Source organism: Inquilinus sp., assembly GCF_039594555.1.
GTDB lineage: Bacteria > Pseudomonadota > Alphaproteobacteria > DSM-16000 > Inquilinaceae > Inquilinus.
In genome coordinates this window covers 1-16,392 of the sequence record NZ_JBCNNF010000130.1, presented here as the reverse complement: position 1 = coordinate 16,392, position 16,392 = coordinate 1, and the positions used below count along the sequence as shown (strand labels likewise).

General features: G+C 71.3%; 16 protein-coding genes. 11 read left to right on the top strand and 5 right to left on the bottom strand.

Going from position 1 to position 16,392, the window contains the following annotated elements:
• The coding region (locus tag ABDW35_RS15740) for a hypothetical protein (RefSeq protein ID WP_343714826.1) at positions 1-268 on the bottom strand (268 nt) is incomplete at its 3' end.
• 204 nt (positions 269-472) lie between these two features.
• Positions 473-847 (bottom strand): hypothetical protein, encoded by a 375-nt coding sequence (locus ABDW35_RS15735; RefSeq protein ID WP_343714825.1) that lies wholly within the window; start codon positions 845-847, stop codon positions 473-475.
• A gap of 219 nt (positions 848-1,066) precedes the next feature.
• Between ABDW35_RS15735 and ABDW35_RS15730 the strand changes: the two genes are divergently transcribed.
• Genes ABDW35_RS15730 through ABDW35_RS15715 form a run of 4 tightly spaced genes read left to right on the top strand, consistent with a single transcriptional unit; the run spans position 1,067 to position 5,554 of the window.
• Entirely contained in the window at positions 1,067-2,119 is a 1,053-nt protein-coding gene (locus ABDW35_RS15730) for an ABC transporter substrate-binding protein (RefSeq protein WP_343714824.1), read from the top strand.
• Between the two features lie 2 nt (positions 2,120-2,121).
• Positions 2,122-3,660, top strand: a complete 1,539-nt coding sequence (locus ABDW35_RS15725) for a sugar ABC transporter ATP-binding protein (protein ID WP_343714823.1) — start codon at positions 2,122-2,124, stop codon at positions 3,658-3,660.
• Positions 3,657-4,604, top strand: a complete 948-nt coding sequence (locus ABDW35_RS15720) for an ABC transporter permease (RefSeq protein WP_343714822.1) — start codon at positions 3,657-3,659, stop codon at positions 4,602-4,604. Before ABDW35_RS15725 ends, ABDW35_RS15720 begins: the two co-directional genes overlap by 4 nt.
• Positions 4,601-5,554 carry an ABC transporter permease gene (locus tag ABDW35_RS15715; RefSeq protein WP_343714821.1) on the top strand — a complete coding sequence of 318 codons (954 nt, stop codon included), beginning with the start codon at positions 4,601-4,603 and terminating at the stop codon, positions 5,552-5,554. Before ABDW35_RS15720 ends, ABDW35_RS15715 begins: the two co-directional genes overlap by 4 nt.
• Here ABDW35_RS15715 and ABDW35_RS15710 read toward each other — a convergent pair.
• Positions 5,551-6,477 (bottom strand): LysR family transcriptional regulator, encoded by a 927-nt coding sequence (locus tag ABDW35_RS15710; protein ID WP_343714820.1) that lies wholly within the window; start codon positions 6,475-6,477, stop codon positions 5,551-5,553. The genes ABDW35_RS15715 and ABDW35_RS15710 overlap by 4 nt on opposite strands.
• Before the next feature lie 131 nt (positions 6,478-6,608).
• Between ABDW35_RS15710 and ABDW35_RS15705 the strand changes: the two genes are divergently transcribed.
• Positions 6,609-7,313 carry an SDR family oxidoreductase gene (locus ABDW35_RS15705; protein WP_343714819.1) on the top strand — a complete coding sequence of 235 codons (705 nt, stop codon included), beginning with the start codon at positions 6,609-6,611 and terminating at the stop codon, positions 7,311-7,313.
• 156 nt (positions 7,314-7,469) lie between these two features.
• Here ABDW35_RS15705 and ABDW35_RS15700 read toward each other — a convergent pair whose 3' ends face one another.
• Complete coding sequence (locus ABDW35_RS15700; protein WP_343714818.1) at positions 7,470-8,375, bottom strand: amidohydrolase family protein; 906 nt, start codon at positions 8,373-8,375, stop codon at positions 7,470-7,472.
• Between the two features lie 126 nt (positions 8,376-8,501).
• Here ABDW35_RS15700 and ABDW35_RS15695 point away from each other — a divergent pair, with 126 nt between their 5' ends.
• The 3 genes from ABDW35_RS15695 to ABDW35_RS15685 are packed head-to-tail and all read left to right on the top strand — an operon-like array spanning position 8,502 to position 11,866.
• Positions 8,502-9,815, top strand: a complete 1,314-nt coding sequence (locus ABDW35_RS15695; RefSeq protein WP_343714817.1) for an amino acid deaminase — start codon at positions 8,502-8,504, stop codon at positions 9,813-9,815.
• Position 9,816: 1 nt separating this feature from the next.
• Entirely contained in the window at positions 9,817-10,830 is a 1,014-nt protein-coding gene (locus ABDW35_RS15690; RefSeq protein WP_343714816.1) for a succinylglutamate desuccinylase/aspartoacylase family protein, read from the top strand.
• Between the two features lie 13 nt (positions 10,831-10,843).
• A complete protein-coding gene (locus ABDW35_RS15685) occupies positions 10,844-11,866 on the top strand; it encodes a substrate-binding domain-containing protein (RefSeq protein WP_343714815.1) in 1,023 nt (340 codons plus the stop codon).
• Between the two features lie 123 nt (positions 11,867-11,989).
• Here the strand turns inward: ABDW35_RS15685 and ABDW35_RS15680 are convergent, their stop codons facing one another.
• Positions 11,990-13,156 carry a porin gene (locus tag ABDW35_RS15680; protein ID WP_343714814.1) on the bottom strand — a complete coding sequence of 389 codons (1,167 nt, stop codon included), beginning with the start codon at positions 13,154-13,156 and terminating at the stop codon, positions 11,990-11,992.
• A 436-nt stretch (positions 13,157-13,592) separates the two neighbouring features.
• Between ABDW35_RS15680 and ABDW35_RS15675 the strand changes: the two genes are divergently transcribed.
• From ABDW35_RS15675 to ABDW35_RS15665, 3 genes are all read left to right on the top strand, one after another.
• Positions 13,593-14,909 carry an FAD-binding oxidoreductase gene (locus tag ABDW35_RS15675; protein WP_343714813.1) on the top strand — a complete coding sequence of 439 codons (1,317 nt, stop codon included), beginning with the start codon at positions 13,593-13,595 and terminating at the stop codon, positions 14,907-14,909.
• A 48-nt stretch (positions 14,910-14,957) separates the two neighbouring features.
• Positions 14,958-15,488 (top strand): MarR family winged helix-turn-helix transcriptional regulator, encoded by a 531-nt coding sequence (locus ABDW35_RS15670; RefSeq protein WP_343714812.1) that lies wholly within the window; start codon positions 14,958-14,960, stop codon positions 15,486-15,488.
• 258 nt (positions 15,489-15,746) lie between these two features.
• On the top strand, positions 15,747-16,392 hold a 646-nt coding region (locus ABDW35_RS15665), incomplete at its 3' end, for an SDR family NAD(P)-dependent oxidoreductase (protein WP_343714811.1).

Here is a 16,392-nt window from a genome sequence, read left to right as displayed (position 1 = left end):
GTACGGCACGGGCGCGCTGGGCCAGGGCCTGGCGCACCAGATGGGCGTAGCGGACGAAGGCGAGGCCGGGATCCGCGGCGGGGGGCTGGTCCTCAGCGGCCTCGGCCGGGGGCTGGTCCGCGGCCGCCTGGGCGGCGAGGGCGCGGGCGCCCGCCGCCTCGGCCAGCTGCATGCCGATCTCGGCCAGGCGCGTGAGCATCTCGCATTGCTGCAGCGCGCAGCCGCGGCCATAGGCCTGGACATCGAAATCGGCAGCGATCTCCCTCATGGAACATATCATGAACGAAATGGGGCGCGAGCGCAACGGACTTTGTGTTTGGTGACTTGGAAGGGAGAGAGGGTGCGTGTCCGGCCCGATGGCGGAACGCGCTGCCGGATCGCCAATTCGCTCTTGGGTTCACGGTGGGAAAGGGCCACCGACAGGCGACCCTTTTTCCCCCATCCGCCTCCAACCAGATTGGCCGAACCGACTCTACGCGTGCCCGACCGGCCGCCCGCCGAGCCAGCTCAGATACTCGTATTTCGGGCGCAGCAGCTCCATGTCGCGCTCGAACTCCGGCAGGGCGTAGTCGACGGCGGCGGCGTCGCCGCCCTCGATCAGGGGCGCATGCTCCGGGTCCGCGGCGGCCAGCAGGTCGGCGATCTCCTCATGCGCCGAAGGCTCGGCATCGGCATGGGTCTCGCCCTCGTCGATGTGCAGCTCGCCCACCGCCCGCTTGATCGCGGCCAGCTGCAGCCCGTTCGGGGCCTGGCCGTTGCGCCAGCGCGCCAGCCACGCCTCCAGCTGGTTCATGGCGTAGCGCAGCTCGTCATCGCGGTCATTGGCGGGCAAGGTTGGGGCGGGCATGGTCCTGTCCCTCGGATGTGGCCCCAAGTGATGGGCATCCCTGGCCGGAACGGCAAGGGGGCATCGCTCGTGCGCCCCGATGACAACGTTGTCTTGACAGACTCATCGCTGCCCGCTTCTCCTTGGCACGGGGACGATGCCGATGGCCTCGCCCCGCCAAACCGACAACGCACCGGGCCGTCCGGGTCAGGCAGGGCCGGGTCAGACAGGGAGAAGATGATGACGAAGACTCTGGTCGGCCGCGCCGCCTGCTGCGCCGCTGTCGCGATCGCGGCCCTGGTGGCCGCCACCGGCGCGGCCGACGCCGCCGCGACCTGCATCAAGGGCGATCGCAAGCCGCCCTTCACCATCGGCTGGGCCAACATCTACTCCGTCCCCACCTGGATGAAGCAGACCGAAGGCACGATCAGCAAGGAGGTGGACGCGCTGAAGGCCAAGGGGCTGGTCGACAAGCTGGTGATCACCGACGCCCAGGGCAACGCCAACACCCAGATCCAGCAGGTCCAGTCGATGATCGACGCCGATGTCGACGCGATCATCCTGATCGCCGGGTCGGCCACGGCGCTGGACCGGGTGATCGCCGATGCCTGCGACAAGGGCATCGCGGTGATCAACTTCGACAGCCTGGTGCAGACCGACAAGGTGACCGCCAAGCTGAACACCGACTCGGCGGATTGGGGGAAGCAGGCCGCCGAATGGCTGGTGAAGCAGATCGGCGGCAAGGGCAAGATCATCGTCCTGAACGGCCCGGCCGGCATCTCGGTCAGCGACGACCGGCGCAAGGGCGCCACGCCGGTGCTGCAGGCCAATCCGGGGGTCGAGGTCCTGGCCGAGACCAACACCGACTACAATGTCGCTCCGGCGCAGGAGGCGGTGACCAGCCTGCTGTTCGCCAATCCTGAGATCGACGGCATCCTGTCGCTGGGCGGCGCGCTGTCGGCCGGCGCGATCCTGGCGATGGACCGGCAGGGCCGCGACTTCGTGCCGACCACCGGCGAGAACTACCGCCAGTTCCTCGAACTGTGGAAGCAGCACCACATGAAGGGCTGGGCGACGATGCAGCCGAACTGGCTCGGCGCGCTGGCGGTCTACACCGCGGTGCAGGCGCTGTCGGGCAAGGACGTGCCGGCCTTCGTCAAGGTGCCGCTGCCGGTGATCGACGACGCCAGCATCGACGGCTATCTGGCGCGGGCCGACCAGTTCCCGACCGACGGCTACATCTTCTCGGAATACGACACGGCGCTGTTCGACAAGCTGCTGGCGGCGAAGTGAGCATGACAGGCGGGGGCGGCGCCGTGACGGCGCCGCCCATTCAGGCCGCGCCTGTCCTGGCGGCGGAGGGGGTGTCGAAGGCCTTCTTCGGCAACCCGGTGCTGCGTGGCGTCTCGATCGCGCTGCATCCCGGCCGCGTCCATGCCCTGCTGGGCGAGAACGGGGCCGGCAAGTCGACGCTGATCAACATCCTGTCCGGGGCGCTGCGGCCGGATGGCGGGTCGCTGAAGGTGGATGGCCGCAGCGCCGGCCACCTGACTCCGCGCGAGGCGCAGCGCGCCGGCATCGCCGTGGTGCAGCAGGAGCTGAGCCTGGCGCCGCACCTGTCGATCGCCGAGAATATCGGCCTCGGCGCCTATCCGCGGCGGCTCGGGCTGATCGATTACGGCGCCCTGGCGGAGCGGGCGCGGGCGGCCTGCGACCTGGTCGGTCTGGACGAGCCGCTGGATCTGCCGGTCGACGCCCTGGCGCTGGGCCGCCGGCAGATGGTCGAGATCGCCAAGGCCCTCTACCGCAAGCCGCGCGTGCTGATCCTGGACGAGCCGACCTCCTCGCTGTCGGCGCATGAGGCGCAGACCCTGGCCCGGCTGGTGCGGCGGCTGCGCGACGAGGGTGTCGCCGTCCTCTACATCTCCCACCGGCTGAACGAGGTGCTGGACCTCTGCGACCACGCCACCGTGCTGAAGGACGGCAGCCGCACCGCCGACCGGCCGCTCGCGGGAGTCGACCCGGAAGGGCTGGTGCGGCTGATGGTCGGGCGCGATCCCGGCGACCTGTTCCCGGCCTGGCAGCCGAGCGCGCAGGCGGAGACGGCGATCGAGATCAAGGGCTTCCGGGCCGGGGCGGCGCGGGAGGTCGACCTGACCGTGCGCTACGGCGAGGTGGTCGGCATCGGCGGGCTGGTGGGGCAGGGGCAGGAGGATCTGCTGCTCGGCTTGATCGGCGCCCTGCCGGCGGCGGCCGATACCGCGCGCATCGGCGGCGCCGGCCGGCCCTTCGGCAAGGTGACGGAGGCGACGGCGGCAGGCCTCGCCTACATCCCCGCCGACCGCAAGAAGGAGGGGCTGCTGCTGCCGCACAGCATCGCCTTCAACCTGCTGCTGCCGACCCTGGCGCGGCCGGCACGCGGCCTGCGCGACCGGGCGGCGGAGGCGGCGACCGTCGCCGACCTCGCCAAGCGCCTGACCATCAAGGGCGACACGGCGCGGCCGGTGCAGGCGCTGTCCGGCGGCAACCAGCAGAAGGTGGCGCTGGCCAAGTGGCTGCCGCTGGCGCCGCGCATCCTGCTGCTGAACGACCCGACGCGCGGCGTCGATGTCGAGACCAAGCGGGAGATCTACGTCATGCTGCGGGCGCTGGCGGCGCAAGGGAAGGCGGTGGTGCTGCTCAGCTCCGACACGCCGGAGCTGGTGCATCTCTGCGACCGGGTGGCGGTGATGTTCGCCGGCCGCACCGTGGCGACGCTGGAGCGGGCCGGCATCAGCGAGGAGGCGATCGTCGGCGCCGCCATGGGCGTCGCCGCGCCGGGGCTGGCGGCATGAGCGCGAGCCTCTATCGGTCGATCCAGGGCCGCCGGCACCAGGGGCTGCGAGGGTTGTACCTGATCGTGGCGCTGTTCCTGGCGCTGTATGTCGCGCTGTTCCCCGGGCTGGTCAGCGTCGAGGGCGTCGCCAAATTCACCCAAAACTGGTTCCCGCTGGCGCTGGTGGCGATGGCCCAGGCGATGATCATGCTGACCGGCGGCATCAACCTCGCCGTCGGCGCCATGGTCAGCCTCGGCGCCGTGGTCGCCGCCACCAGCTTCGACGGGCTGCTCGGCGTGCCCGGCGGGGTTCTGGCCGTGGCCGCGATCGGCCTCGCGGTCGGGGCCGGGGCGGGGGGGATCGTGGCGGTCTTCCGGCTGCCGGCGATCATCGTCACCCTGGCCGGGTCCTTCATCCTCGGCGGCGCGGCGCTGCTGGTGCTGCCGCGGCCGGGCGGCGACGTGCCGGACTGGCTGTCGGAGCGGCTGGCGGGCCACCAGCCGGTGGCGGCGCTGCTGCTGGTGCTGCTGGCCGTCGCCTGGAAGCTGTATCTGGCGACGCCGATCGGCCTCGGCCTCTACGCCGCCGGCGACAACCCGGTCGGCGCCTACCGCTCCGGCGTGCCGGTCGACCTAGCCAAGGTCGTGGCCTATGCCGTCAGCTTCATGCTGGCCGCGCTGGCCGGGCTGTTCGTGGCGGCGCAGACCGGGTCGGGCGACCCGGTGATCGGCACGCCCTTCACTCTCAACTCCATCGCCGCGGCGGTGCTGGGCGGGGTCGGCTTCCTCGGCGGGGCCGGCACCATGCGCGGCGCCATCGCCGGCAGCCTGCTGCTCAGCGTCATGATCAACGTCATGTTCTTCCTCGGCTTTCCGCCCGTGGCGCAATACATCGCCCAGGGGTTGATCATCGTCGGCGCCGTGGCGCTGCCGCAGATCCATCAGCGCTGGAGGCGGGCATGACCGCGATCGCGACCAGGCTGCCCGCGATCCTGCGGCACAAGGTGGTGCTGGCCTGGCTGGTGGTGGCCGTGGTCTGGGTCGCCGCCAGCCTGCTGACCCGCGGCTTCGGCGCCTATGGCCATCTGCGCTACCTGCTGGAGCTCGCGGCCGTGATCGGCCTCGTCGCCGCCGGGCAGACGCTGGTGGTGATCGGCGGCGGCATCGACCTCGCCGTCGGCGCGGTGATCACGGTGACGGCGATCCTGCTGCCGCTGCTGTCTGTGGCCTGGGACTCGACCGGCCTGGTCGGGGTGGCGGCGACGCTGCTGGTGGCGGCCGGGATCGGCTTCCTCAACGGCCTGGGCATCGCGGCCCTCAGGGTCCATCCGCTGATCATGACCCTGGCGATGGCGACGCTGCTGCAGGGCCTTCTGGTGATCGTCGCCGGCGGCAGCGCCATCACCGTGCGCAACCCGGTGGTGGAATGGCTCGGCTCCGCCCGCCCGGCCGGGGTGCCGGTCGGCATCCTGCTGTGGCTCGCGGTCTCGGCCGGGGTGCTGGTGCTGCTGCACCGCACCGCGGCGGGCGCCCGGGTCTTTGCCCTCGGCACCAGCCCGCTGGCGGCGCGGCTGTCCGGCGTCGATATCGGGCGGACCACAGTGCTGCTCTATACGCTGAGCGGGCTGATGGCGGGCATCGCCGGGGTGCTGGTGCTGGGCATGAACCGGCAGGGCTATGTCGGCATCGGCGACCCGTATCTCCTGACCTCGATCGCCGCGGTGGTGCTGGGCGGCACCTCGATCCTGGGCGGGCGCGGCACCTATGCCGGCACCATCCCCGGCGCGATCCTGCTGGTCACCATCACCGCGCTGATCACCGTGGTGAACGCCTCGCCCGGCTGGCGCAGCATCCTGTTCGGCGGGCTGATCCTCGGCCTGCTGCTGCTCTCGGGGCGCGAGGCGCGGCGCTAGGCGGCGGGGTAGGCGTCCCGGCACACCGCGGCGACGGTCTGGCGCAGCCAGCGATGGGCGGGGTCGCCGTCCAGGCGCGGATGCCACTGGGCGCAGATCGCGATCTCCGGCGTCGGCACCGGCAGGTCGAAGCCCTGCAGGCCGGCATCGGCGCGATGGCGGGTCAGGGCATTGCCCAGGCTCAGCCGTGGCGCCAGCGCGACCAGGTCCGACGTGTACGAGACCTGCAGCGCATTGGTGTAGGCGGGCACCACCAGGACCACGGCCCGTTTCAGGCCCAGCCGCGCCAGCGCGTCGTCGACCGGGCCGTGGGCCTGGCCCCGGCGCGAGGCGACGACATGGCGGCAGGCGGCATAGCGCTCCGCCGTCGGGCCCTCGCCGGCCAGAAGCGGATGCCCGGCGCGGCAGACGCCGATGAAGCGGTCGCGGAACAGCAGCTGGGTCCGCACCTCCGGCGCCGAACGGCCGACCACCCCGATCTCCAGGTCGATCGACCCGTCGCGCAGCGGTTGCGCGTCCTTGTCGGGCTTCGGCGCGAAGCGCAGCCGGACGCCCGGCGCAGCCTTGAGAAGCGCGGCCGCCAGCGGCGCGGAGAGGAGATCGACGAACCCCTCGCCGGCGCGCAGGGTGAAGGTCCGGTCGAGGGAGGCGAGGTCCAGCCGGCCGGCCGGCGGCCGCAGCACCGCCTGCGCATCCCGCGCCAGCGCCGGGACGCGCCCGGCCAGTTCCTCCGCATAGGGCGTGGGCACCAGGGCGCGGCCGGCCTGCACCAGCAACTGGTCGCCGGTCGCTGACCGCAGCCGGGCCAGCGTGCGGCTCATCGCCGAGGGGCTGAGTCCGAGGCGGCGGGCCGCCCCGGTCACGCTGCGCTCCGCCAGCAGCGCGTCCAGCGCCACCAGCAGGTTCAGATCCACGCCTTGCATCGGCGCAGGATAGCCGGGCATGGCCTGCAGGCAAGGCGCCTGATGCAATCGTTCATTGAGCCCTATGCGTCTGGTGCAAGACCGGGTGGGCGATCATATCGCCGGCTGACCGCAGCAGCGAAAGCACGCCCATGCCCATCGATCACACCCCCGCCATCCTGCTCATCGGCGCGTCGCGCGGCCTCGGCCTCGCCATGGCCGCCGAATTCCTGGCCCATGGATGGACCGTCGTCGGCACGGTCCGGGCCGGCTCGGGCCGGACCCGGCTGCACGACCTCGCCGACGCGCATGAGGGTCGTGTCGCGATCGAGACCGTCGACATCTGCGAGCCGGACCAGGTCGCGGCGCTCCGCGCCCGGCTGGCGGGCCGGGCCTTCGACATCCTGTTCGTCAACGCCGGAGTCACCAACGACCTGCGGGAGACGATCGCGGAGGTGACGACAGAGGAGTTCATCCGCGTCATGGTGACCAACGCGCTGAGCCCGCTGCGGGTGATCGAGGCGCTGCAGGACCTGGTGTCCCCGGCGGGGCTGATCGGCGTGATGTCGTCGGGGCAGGGCAGCGTCGGCGGCAACGAGACCGGGATGCGCGAGGTGTATCGCGGCAGCAAGGCGGCGCTGAACATGTTCATGCGCAGCTATGCGGCCCGCCGCGCCGCCGATCGCCGCGCCATGGTGCTGATGGCGCCGGGCTGGGTCCGCACCGACATGGGCGGCCCCGACGGAAGGCTGTCGATCGAAGAGAGCGTGCCGAAGCTGGTGCAGGTCCTGCTGGCGAAGCGGGGCAGGCCGGGCCTGGAATATCTCGACTATCTGGGCCGCACCGTCCCCTGGTGAAGTATCGCCCCTCTCGCTTACCGACACCGTCATTGCGAGCGCAGCGAAGCAATCCATGCAGCAGCACGAGCGGGACCATGGATTGCTTCGTCGGCTTCGCCTCCTCGCAATGACGGTGAGGAGAGGCGAGCTTCAGCGGGATCCGGCCGAAAGAGCCTAGATCCGATAAAGCCGGCGGGCGTTGTCGTGGAACAGGGCCCGCTGCTCGGCCGGGGGCAGGTCGGCGGTGAAGGCCTTGAAGCCGTCCCAGACATGGTCGAAGGCGGCGTGCAGCCCGGCCACCGGGAAGTCGCTGGCGAACAGCGACCGGCCGGGGCCGAAGGCGTCGAGGCAGGTCAGCACCACCGCGCGCAGGCTCTCCGGCGTCCAGTCGTGGTCATAGGCCACCAGGTCCGAGATCTTGAGATGGACGTTCGGCTCGCGCCCCAGCGCCGCCAGGCCGGCGCGCCACCGGGCCATGCCCTCCGGGTCGCGGTCGGCCGGGCTGCCGCAATGGTTCAGGATGAAGGTCTGGCCCGGGAAGTCGCGCACCAGCCGCAGCGCATCCGCCATCTGTCCGGGATAGATCATCAGGTCGAAGGACAGGCCATGCCCCTCCAGCCGCGCCAGGCCGCGGCGCCAGGCCGGGTCGTCCATCCGGTCCGGCCTGGTGACGAAGCTGCGCGCCGGGTCCGGGTGCCAGCTCAGGATGTCGCGGATGCCGACGACGCGCGGGAAGGCCGCCTGCCGCTCCAGCAGCGCCGGCGCGTCCGGGGAGTCGAGCGGCACATGGGCGACGTAGCGCGCGGCGATGCCGCGGCGGTCGTCCAGCGTCTCCAGCCACTCCGTCTCCGCCACCGGGTCGGCCGGGTCCCAACTGGCCTCGATATGCACGGTCGCGACCACCCGCTGGTTGCGCGCATCGGCCCGGTAATCCGCCGGCAGGTAGTTGCGGCGCAGCGGCGCGTTGTCGCCGAACACCATCTCGCCCCGCGCCGGGCGCAGCCAGGGATGGCGGTCCATCGACAGGTCCCAGAGATGGTGGTGCGCGTCGATGATCGGGCCGTCATAGGGCTGGGTCACGAGGCCTCTCCTGCAGGGCGTCCAGCCTGTGCCGGATCGATGACAACGTTGTCTTGACAGATAGCCCGCCGCTGCCGTCTATGGAAGTCCAATGACGGGGACCAGGACAGGGAAGGGGCGGGGGTCGTGGCCGACGCGATGATCACGCGGGATGCGGAGATGCTGCATGACGGGATCCGGGGCGTGCCCCCCGGCGCCGGGCCGATCCCGCTCGACGCCGTGGCGGCGCAGGGCTGGCACCCGGCCGAAGGCGCCATGTCGCTGCCGGTGCTGACCCTGGACGAGGAGGCCTTCGCCGGCAACCGGGCGCTGATGCTGCGCTACGCGGCGGAGCAGGGGGCGGCGATCGCCCCGCATGCCAAGACGCCGATGGCGCCGGCCCTGGCGGCCTCGCTGGTCGCGGCCGGGGCCTGGGGCACCACGGTGGCCGATATCCGCCAGGCCGCGGTGATGCTGCGCGCCGGGCTGAACCGGCTGCTCCTGGCAAACCAGGTCGGCGGCCCCGGCGGCGCCCGCCGCCTGGCCCGGCTGCACGAGGCCTATCCCCGGGCCGAGCTCTACGCCTTCGTCGATTCCCCCGAGGCCGGGGCGGCGCTGGACGCCGCCTGGGACGAGGCGCGGCTGTCGCCGCTGCCGGTGCTGGTCGAGGTCGGGGCCGGCCGCGCCGGCGCCCGCGACCTGGCGGCGGCGGAGCGGGTGATCGCCGCGGTCAAGGCCAGCGACGGCCGGCTGCGCCTGGCCGGCATCGGCGCCTATGAGGGCGCGGCGGCGACCGCGGATGCGGAGCGGACGAAGGCGGCAATCACCGATCTCGCCGCGCTGGCGGCGGAGGCGTTCCGCAAGGTCCGCGCCGCGGTCGGGCCGCAGGCGCCGCTGATCCTGACCGCCGGCGGCTCCACCTATTTCGACATGGTCGTGCAGCATCTCGGCCCGGTGGCCGCGGCCGACGGGAAGGCCCGGCTGGTGCTGCGCAGCGGCGCGATCTTCTTCCACGACCACGGCGTCTACACCCGCGGCCTGGCGGCGCTCGACGCCCGCCAGGGTTTCCGCCTGGGCGGCGCGGTGGCGAGCGCGTCGGACGGCTTCCGCCCGGCGCTGCGGATCTGGGCCGAGGTGCTGTCGCGCCCGGCGCCGGGCCTGGCCATCTGCGGCATGGGCATGCGCGACGTCTCCTTCGACCAGGATTTGCCGACGCCGCTGCGCCTGCACCGCGGCGGCCGCCCGCTGGCCGCCTTCGCCCGGCCGGAGGAGGCGCGGGTGATGAAGCTGAACGACCAGCACGCCTTCCTGGCGCTCGGCGCCGACAGCCCGGTCGCGGTCGGCGACGTGATCGAGTTCGGCATCTCCCACCCCTGCACCTGCCTCGACCGCTGGCGGGTGATCTGGGGCATCGACGGCCAGGGCCGCGTCCAGGCCGCCTATCCCACCTGCTTCGGCTGACATGCATACGGGTCTGTTCCACACCATCGATTTCGACGCCGACGGCAAGGTCCTGGACCATCTGGGGCTGCCCTTCTCGGTCGACCGGTCGCCCTATTTCCACGTCAAGGTCCCGGTCGCGCGGGTCAAGAACGGCGACGGGCCGCGGGTGCTGCTGCTGGCCGGCAACCACGGCGACGAATACGAGGGCGAATTCGCCCTGGCCCGGCTGATCCGCCGGCTGGACCCCGCCCGGATCAAGGGGGCGGTGACCATCCTGCCGATGACCAACGCGCCGGCGGTGCGGGCGTCCAGGCGCTGCTCGCCGCTCGACGGCGGCAACCTCAACCGCGCCTTCCCGGGCGATCCGGACGGCACCCCGACCCAGCGCATCGCCCATTTCCTGGAGCAGGAGCTGTTCCCGCGCCACGACGTGGTGTTCGACCTGCATTCCGGCGGCACCTCGATGGCGCATCTGCCCTGCGCCCTGATCGAGCGCCAAGCCGATCCGGCGCGGCAGGAGCGGGCGGTGGCGCTGATGCGGGCGCTGGGCCTGCCCTGGGGCTTCATCGCCGATAACGGGCCGGCGGCCCCGACCTCGATGGGCGCCGCGGCCCGGGCCGGCATCATCGGCCTGTCCGGCGAGTTCGGCGGCGGCGGCACGGTGACCCCGGCGACGATGCGCGGCGCCTCGGCCGCGATCGACGCCCTCCTGCTGGCGCTCGGCGTCACCGACGCGCCGCTGCTGGGCCCGGCGCCGGTGGCCGGGCCGATGCGCCTGCTCTCGCTCGCCCGGCACAGCCAGGCGATCTACGCCACCGCGCCGGGCTGGTTCGAGCCGGCGGTCGAAGTCGGGGCCGAGGTCGAGGTCGGGGACCTGGCCGGCTGGTACCACGATCTTGACCGGCTGGAGGTGACGGAGCAGCCGCTGCGCTTCGCCGAGGCCGGGGTGGTGATCTCGCACCGGTTGCACAGCCGGTGCGAACCGGGCGACTGTCTGATCCAGGTGGCCGAGGTGCTGGACGCTGGCCGGTAGAGGAGGGGTGCGGATGACGGAGTCGGAGAAGCGGCCACCCCGCATCGACGAGGTCGCGCGCATCGCCGGGGTGTCGCCGATCACCGTGTCCCGCGCCCTGCGCCAGCCGGAGAAGGTGGCGGAGGAGAAACGCCGCCGCATCCAGGCCGCGATCGAGCAGACCGGCTACGAGCCCAACCAGGACGCGATCCGCCTACGCTCCGGCGGCCGGCCGGCGGCCGCGGCGTCGACCCTGGTGACCGCTTTCGTCTCCAACATCGCCAATCCGCAATTTTCCCGCGCCGTGCGGGCCTGCGCCGAGGTGCTGGAGCCGGCGGGCTACCGGCTGATGGTGGGCGAGACGGCCTATTCCTATGCCCGCGAGACGGCGCTGATCCAGTCGCTGCGCGACCTGCGGCCGGCCGCGGTGCTGTTCACCGGCGTGATCGAGCTGGAGGAGAACCGCGAGGCGCTGCGCGCTCTGGGCGTGCCGGTGATGGAGACCTGGGCCTATCCGCAGGATCCGATCGACATGCTGGTCGGCTTCTCGAATTTCGACGGCGGGCGGCTGGTCGGCGAGCATTTCGGCGAGCGTGGCTATCGCCGTGTCGCCTATGTCGGCCGCGGCGGCGGGCGCGGCGTGCTGCGGCTGCAGGGCTTCAAGGAAGGCCTGGCCAAGCACGGGCTGCGGCCGGCGCTGGAACTGCCGGTCGAAGGCCCGGCCGGGCTGGCCGAGGGCCGCAAGGCCATGGCCGCGCTGCTGGAACAGGATGACGCGCCCGACGCCGCCTTCTTCGGCAACGATTTGCTGGCGATCGGTGCGATGGTCGAGGCGCGGCGCCGCGGCCTGGCCGTGCCGGGCGACCTGGCCGTCGCCGGCTTCGGCGACATCGAGCTGGCGGAGGCGCTGGAGCCGGGGCTGACCACAGTGCGCATCGACAGCGACGACATCGGCCGCCGCGCCGGGCAGATGCTGCTGACCCGCCTCGGCGGCGGGACGCCCGAGAGGGGCATCGAGCTGGTGGACCTCAGCCTGGTGGTCCGCGCCAGCGCCTAGGAAAACGGGGATGCGCGGTGGGCAGTCCGCGCATCCCCGTCGGCCGGGCGCGATGTCAGCCAGGAGGGAAGATGAAGGCCTGCGATCCGTCGCATCCGGTCATCCGTGCCCCGCCGGCCGGCCTCAGAAGGCCAGGTTGATGCCGGTCAGCAGGTTGGCGTTCTCGAAATCCTTGCCCTCGCGGAAGTTCTGCTTCTCGTAAATCAGCTCCGCATAGGTGTTGAGCCCCGGGGCGATGGTGTAGGTCAGGTTCGCGCCGGCGATGTGGTTGTCCTTGAGGTCGGTCGCACCCGTGTTCGGCTGCGTCAGGCCGTTGTCGTTGCCGGCCCAGGTGTAGGCGTAGGACACCGAGGCCAGGAACGGCCCCCAGGCGTAGCTGACGTCGCCGACGATCGAATCCACCGACTTGTCGGTCAGGTACAGGGTGGAATAGTGGGTCCAGTCGACGCTGGCGGCAATCCCGCCCGACTTGACCCGGCCGCCCAGGGTGTAGGCCTCGAGGTCGTGATGCTCCGGATTGTTGTCGGTGGAGACGCCGTTGCCGTAGGCCGCCGTGGCGGCAACCCGCAGGTCGACGCCGCCGCCGATGTCGCCCTCCCAGTTCGCGCCGCCGGTGACGACGTTCTCGTACAGCGTGCTGGCGTCGTTGATCAGGTCGTTGCGGCCGCCATTGCCGGCATGGGTCGCGCCGCCCACGACGGGCGTGAAGTCGACGCCGAAGCTGAAGCCGCTGATCGTCGGCGAGGTGTATTTGATCCGGGTGTCCTGGTTGGTCAGGCCGCCGAGATAGGTCGGGTCGATCGAGTAGAAGTTGCCGCCGCCGAGCGGGAAGTCGCCGTCCAGCAGGTCGCCGAAATCGCCGCCGCCGGCGCCGATGTCGCCGGCCAGCTCGTCATGCGCGTAGACATAGCCGAAATCGTCGGCGATGGTCGGCGCGTCACCGAAGGTGATGGTGCCGAAGCTGCCCTTCACATAAGCGTAGACGCGTGAGACCTCGACATTGTCGCGCCGGTTGACCGAGTCGAAGCGGATGCGGCCGCCGTATTCGAGGCCGGAATCGGTGACGTTCTTGATGTCGAAGATCAGCCGCGCATTGGTCTGGAAGTCGTAGTCGCGGTCGAATTGCGAGTGCTGAGTATCGGTCAGCACCAACGCGGACTGCGCGGCGATGAAGCCGCTGATCTTCAGCTGCAGACCGGACGTCACATTCTGGTCGGCAGCCGAGGCCGGCATCGCGCCGATCAAGGCGGCAGCGGCCAGCGCCGTTCCGCCCAGCAGGACCTGCTTCATGTTTTTCCCTCCCGGGGTCCATGTCGCCGGAGACAGGCCGGGCTGGCCTGGAAACGGGCCAGCCGGGTCCTTGCGACGCCCGGAACCGTAGGCCTCGCCTCGGATCGTCACATACATACAAAAATGTATATTTTGATCTCAGGCCGGATCCGTTGCCGGGAGGCCACACCCCCGGCCGCGGTCGATCGCAATGGGCCCGCCATCCGTCGCGTGGTTTTGCCCGACTTGACGCTTGACTCCGTCCATAGTGGACGACCACAATCAAAATCTCAGTTTCCAAGAAACGTTCGAATGTCGGGCCGGTCCACGGCTCGACATCATCCGATAGTGTGCAACGTGAGCATGGATCGGTGAAAAAGAAGGCATGATGTGCCGAAAATAGGCACAGCACCTTCTCTCGCCGGAATTGTGTCAGTTCTTCCAGAACAGGAAGGAAATGATACACAAGACGCCGCTCGAACCGTCGCTGTGGTACGCCACGGCGGCCCCGGCCCCCGAAACCACCGCGCTGGACGGCACCGTCGACGCGCCGGTCTGCGTCATCGGCGCCGGCTACACCGGCCTGTCCACCGCGCTGCATCTCGGTGAGCGCGGCATCGGCGCGGTGGTGCTGGAGGCGCAGCAGATCGGCCATGGCGGCTCCGGCCGCAACGCCGGCCACTGCACCCCGACCTTCCATGTCCATGAGATCGCGACTGTCCGGCGCATCCTGGGCGAGCCTTTCGCCGAACGGCTGATCGAGCGGCAGACCAACGCCGCCAACTTGGTCTTCGACATCATCCGCCGCTACGGCATCGACTGCGAGGCGGTGCAGACCGGCTATATCCACGCCGCCCACGCCACCGCCGCCCTGGCGAAGCTGGAGCGGCGCTGCCGGGAGTATGCCGAAGTCGGCAAGGCCACGCGGATGCTGGACCGCGAGGAGGCCCAGCGGCTGACCGGGTCGCCGCGCTTCTGCGGCGGCTGGATCCATCCGGAAGGCGGGCATCTCAACCCGCTCGGCTATGCCCGCGGCCTGGCGCGGGCGGCGATGTCGCGCGGCGCCCGGGTCTTCACCCGCTCGCCGGTCACCGCCATCCGGCCGCAGGGCGGGCGCTGGCGGGTGGAGACGCCGACCGGCGCGGTCCTCGCCGACAAGGTGGTGTGCGGCACCGGCGCCTATACCGACGGCTACTGGCCGGGGCTGGAGCAGAGCTTCGCCCGCCTCGGCGTCGCCGTTCTGGCGACCCAGCCGCTCGGCGATAACGTCCGCCGCACCATCGCGCCGGAGAACAACACCGTGGTCGACAGCCGGCGCGACATCTCGATCTGGAAATACGACAAGGACGGGCGGCTGGTGACCTCGCTGTTCGTCGAGGGACGGCGCGGCACCGACCCGGCCTACACCCAGGAACTGATGCGGCGGAAGCTGCAATGGCTGCTGCCTCAGCTCGGCGACATCGACTTCCAGTACAGCTGGACCGGCGCGCTCGACATGCAGCCGCGCACCTTCCCGCGGCTCTACGGTCTGGCGCCGGGCGTGGTCGCCTCGCTCGGCTATTCCGGCCGCGGCGTGCCGACCGGCACGATGATGGGCACGGTGCTGGCGGAGTGGGCGACCGGCACGAAGCCGCAGGACCTCGCCTTGCCGGTCGAGACGCTGCAGCGCGCGCCCGCCTATATGCGCTTCATGCCCCGCGCCATGCTGGCCTGGTCGCGGATCCGCGACCAGCGCGCGGCCCGCCGCGACGGCCTCGATCCGCCGCCCTTCTGACCATGTGGACCTGTGACGTGAACCACCCCACCGGAACCAAGGACGGCCATGCCCGCCACGAGCGATGGGCGGACCCGCCCACGGAGCAATCCGCAGATCCCGAAGACGATCGACTTCTCGGACATCGACTTCGACATCTTCACCGACCTGCTCAGCTTCTATGTCCGCACGGTGAACCTGCTGGTCAGCCGCGACCTGGACGAACAGATGGAGCCGCTGCAGGTGGCGGGCGGCACCGGCAAGATCTCGACGCTGCTGCTGGTCGGCCGCAATCCCGGCATCCGGCCCTCGGTGCTGGCGCATTTCATCCTCAAGGACCGCTCGGCGATGGGCCGGCTGCTGGACCAGATGCAGCAGGCCGGACTGGTCGAGCAGAAGATCTCGCCGGAGGAGCGCCGGGCGCGCGAGCTGTACCTGACCGGCAAGGGCCGCCGCCTGGCCGAGCAGGTGCGCGCCGTCGCCCGCCGCCAATCCGCCGAGTTCTTCTCGATGCTGAGCGCGGCGGAGCAGGCCGACCTGCTGCGGATCCTGCGCAAGATCTATGCCGGCTATGTCGAGCAGGCGCCGGTGGTGGAGTGAGCGTGCGCACCCCGCACTCGCTTCCTTTGAGTCCCCCCTCCCCTTGCGGGAGGGGGGCAGGGGGAGGGGTCTGCGCGCGTCCGCGCGCGAATGCGCATGGAGCGGGCCTCTCCACCCAGGACCTCCGCCGGTGTTCTGGGCCGGAGCCCGCTGCGACAACCCCCTCCCCCTATCCCCCTCCCGCGAGGGGAGGGGGGACTCGTTGGGGGTGGGCTGGGGGGTGGGAGCCTCTGACGGCCGATATTGACGGAGGCCGCCATGACTGACGCCCGCGTGGCCATGATCTCCGGCGCCGGCCGGGGCATCGGGGCCGAGATCGCGGCGGCCCTGGCCAGCGCCGGCTGGCGGCTCAGCCTCGGCGTGCGCGACCCGGCCTCCCTGACCCCGCCGGCGGGGGTCGACGCGCTGGTCCATCGCTTCGACGCCCGCGACCCGGACTCCGAGCGGCTGTGGGCCGAGGCCACGGCCGAGCGCTTCGGCCGGATCGATGCGATCATCGCCAATGCCGGCATCATGATCCCGAAGACGGTGATCGCGGCCGACGATGCCGACCTCGACGACCTGATCCAGGTCAACGTCAAGTCGCCGCTGCGGCTGGTGCGGGCCGCCTGGCCGCATCTCGTCGCCTCCGGCCATGGCCGGGTCGTCACCATCGCCTCGCTGTCGGGCAAGCGGGTGAAGTCGGCGACCTCGGGCCTCTACGCCGTCAGCAAGTTCGCGGCGCTGGCAATGACCCACGCCATCCGCCATGCCGGCTGGGACGAGGGCGTGCGCGCCACCGCGATCTGCCCCGGCTTCGTCGCCACCGACATGGCGGCGGGGCTGACCAACCGGCCGCCCGAGGCGATGACCCAGCCGCAGGACGTGGCACGAATCGTCGCCTTCCTGCTGGACCTGCCGGACA

Coding starts and splice junctions, on each gene's coding strand:
- ABDW35_RS15735 (WP_343714825.1), bottom strand. CDS start 847: ATGCCCGCCCCAACCTTGCCCGCCAATGACCGCGATGACGAGCTGCGC.
- ABDW35_RS15730 (WP_343714824.1), top strand. CDS start 1,067: ATGACGAAGACTCTGGTCGGCCGCGCCGCCTGCTGCGCCGCTGTCGCG.
- ABDW35_RS15725 (WP_343714823.1), top strand. CDS start 2,122: ATGACAGGCGGGGGCGGCGCCGTGACGGCGCCGCCCATTCAGGCCGCG.
- ABDW35_RS15720 (WP_343714822.1), top strand. CDS start 3,657: ATGAGCGCGAGCCTCTATCGGTCGATCCAGGGCCGCCGGCACCAGGGG.
- ABDW35_RS15715 (WP_343714821.1), top strand. CDS start 4,601: ATGACCGCGATCGCGACCAGGCTGCCCGCGATCCTGCGGCACAAGGTG.
- ABDW35_RS15710 (WP_343714820.1), bottom strand. CDS start 6,477: ATGCAAGGCGTGGATCTGAACCTGCTGGTGGCGCTGGACGCGCTGCTG.
- ABDW35_RS15705 (WP_343714819.1), top strand. CDS start 6,609: ATGCCCATCGATCACACCCCCGCCATCCTGCTCATCGGCGCGTCGCGC.
- ABDW35_RS15690 (WP_343714816.1), top strand. CDS start 9,817: ATGCATACGGGTCTGTTCCACACCATCGATTTCGACGCCGACGGCAAG.
- ABDW35_RS15685 (WP_343714815.1), top strand. CDS start 10,844: ATGACGGAGTCGGAGAAGCGGCCACCCCGCATCGACGAGGTCGCGCGC.
- ABDW35_RS15680 (WP_343714814.1), bottom strand. CDS start 13,156: ATGAAGCAGGTCCTGCTGGGCGGAACGGCGCTGGCCGCTGCCGCCTTG.
- ABDW35_RS15675 (WP_343714813.1), top strand. CDS start 13,593: ATGATACACAAGACGCCGCTCGAACCGTCGCTGTGGTACGCCACGGCG.
- ABDW35_RS15670 (WP_343714812.1), top strand. CDS start 14,958: ATGCCCGCCACGAGCGATGGGCGGACCCGCCCACGGAGCAATCCGCAG.